The organism is Pseudomonas sp. S32 (assembly GCF_016648095.1).
GTDB lineage: Bacteria > Pseudomonadota > Gammaproteobacteria > Pseudomonadales > Pseudomonadaceae > Aquipseudomonas > Aquipseudomonas parafulva.
This window is the reverse complement of sequence record NZ_JACVVF010000113.1, coordinates 1-319: the sequence shown is the minus strand read 5'-3', so window position 1 is coordinate 319 and position 319 is coordinate 1. Positions and strand designations below refer to the sequence as shown.

The following is a 319-nucleotide window of genomic DNA, read 5'->3' as shown; positions in this document are numbered from 1 at the left end:
CATCTCCGATGCCCACGAAGGTTTGAAGGCTGCGGTTTCCAAGGTCTTCAACGCGACCTGGCAGCGCTGTCGCGTGCATTTCATGCGCAACGCCATGGCCCATGTCGGCAAGGGCCAGCGCACCATGGTAGCGGCGCTTCTGCGCACGGTTTTCGCCCAAGATAGCCGCGCTGAATGCCACCAACAGTGGCGCTTGGTTGCAGACCAACTGCGCGAAAAGTACCCCAAGATCGCAACACTCATGGACGGGTGCGAGGACGAAGTGCTGGCGCACATGGCGTTTCCCAAAGCGCATCGACAGCAACTGCACAGCACCAAT

At 59.9% G+C, this 319-nt stretch carries 1 protein-coding gene; it reads left to right on the top strand.

The features are described from left to right. The coding region (locus IAE38_RS23690; protein WP_201219583.1) for a transposase at positions 1–319 on the top strand (319 nt) is incomplete at both ends.